Raw genomic sequence first — 1,336 nt, forward strand, 5'->3', positions numbered from 1 at the left:
CGCCCTGCGGATCTCGGGCCGTTGCCCGGTGATCAGCGCCAGGTCGTTGACCGCGCCGTTGATCAGCTTCGCGTCCCGTGCCGCGTCGCCGACCCCCATGTTGACGACGACCTTGGTGACGGTCGGGATCTGCATGACGTTCCCGTAGCCGAACTGCTGCTGCAACGAATCACGAATCTCGTTGCGGTAGCGCTCTTTCAGGCGCGGCTGCACCTTCTCAGTTGTCGTCATGCTAGATGTCCTTGCCGTTGCGCTTGGAGATGCGGACCCGCTTGCCGGTCTCCTCGTCGACCCGGTAGCCGACGCGGGCGGGCTTGCCGTCCGAGTCGACGACCATCACGTTCGAGACGTGGATCGGGGCTTCCTGGGTGACGATTCCGCCCGACTGAGCTCCGCGCTGGTTGCTCGAGATCGCGGTGTGCTTCTTGATCCGGTTGACGCCCTCGACCAGGACCCGGTTGCGTTCCGGGTAGGCCTGCAGCACCTTGCCCTTGGCACCCTTGTCCTTGCCGGCGATGACCAGGACGGTGTCGCCTTTACGGACCTTCATTTACAACACCTCCGGGGCGAGCGAGATGATCTTCATGAACCGCTTCTCACGCAGCTCGCGGCCGACGGGCCCGAAGATGCGGGTCCCGCGCGGGTCGTTGTCCGGCTTGATGATCACCGCGGCGTTCTCGTCGAACTTGATGTAGCTGCCGTCCGGGCGGCGACGCTCCTTGACCGTGCGTACCACGACGGCCTTGACGACGTCCCCCCGCTTGACGTTGCCGCCGGGGATGGCGTCCTTCACGGTGGCGACGATGACATCACCGATGCCGGCGTAGCGTCGCGACGAACCACCGAGCACCCGGATGCACAAGATCTCCTTGGCGCCGGTGTTGTCGGCGACCTTCAGCCGCGATTCCTGCTGAATCACTCGATCTCCTGACCTGGTTGCGTGTGCACGGCAGGACGCAGGCCAAAGCCCACCAAAAAACCTGACATGCGCGGTCTTTGTCACCGAAGGGCACGCGGGGCCGATTCGCACCGGCCGAGGTCTGCCCAAGGCAACCCCTAGAGTCTAGGGGACGACCAGCTCAGAGCCAAATTCGCGGCCAGGACGGCCTCAGGGCCGGTTCGAGGGAGCGCCTTCCCCGATTCTGCGGATATCGCCGAGGTGGTGCACGCCCTCGTGCATCGCCTGGCGCACCAGCCAGCGGGCGGTGCGCCGCTCGCCCGGCAGCCGGGTCCCGGTGCGGTCCCAGTCCTGACCCTTGGCCCGCGCGACCTCGTCCAGGAAGCCCGCCACCGCGGCGGCCAGTTCGGCGAGCGTGGCGTCGATGTCGCAGTCGTT

At 66.2% G+C, this 1,336-nt stretch carries 4 protein-coding genes; all 4 read right to left on the reverse strand.

Features of this window, described 5'->3' with window-relative positions; genetic code table 11:
* Window positions 1-231 (reverse strand): 50S ribosomal protein L5 (rplE, locus tag A9X05_RS02075; protein ID WP_082970845.1); only part of this gene is annotated, 231 nt, incomplete at its 3' end.
* 1 nt (window position 232) lies between these two features.
* Window positions 233-550, reverse strand: a complete 318-nt coding sequence (rplX, locus tag A9X05_RS02080) for a 50S ribosomal protein L24 (protein WP_067273078.1) — start codon at window positions 548-550, stop codon at window positions 233-235.
* Window positions 551-919 (reverse strand): 50S ribosomal protein L14, encoded by a 369-nt coding sequence (gene rplN, locus A9X05_RS02085; protein WP_003403649.1) that lies wholly within the window; start codon window positions 917-919, stop codon window positions 551-553. It abuts the gene before it with no gap.
* A gap of 189 nt (window positions 920-1,108) precedes the next feature.
* A partial coding sequence (locus tag A9X05_RS02090) for a DinB family protein (RefSeq protein WP_197498878.1) occupies window positions 1,109-1,336 on the reverse strand: 228 nt, incomplete at its 5' end.

Source organism: Mycobacterium sp. E3298, from assembly GCF_001666895.1.
Classification (GTDB): Bacteria; Actinomycetota; Actinomycetes; order Mycobacteriales; family Mycobacteriaceae; genus Mycobacterium.

What these genes read in the sequence shown, in the direction of transcription:
- rplX (WP_067273078.1), bottom strand. Translation starts at nt 550, where the DNA reads ATGAAGGTCCGTAAAGGCGACACCGTCCTGGTCATCGCCGGCAAGGAC.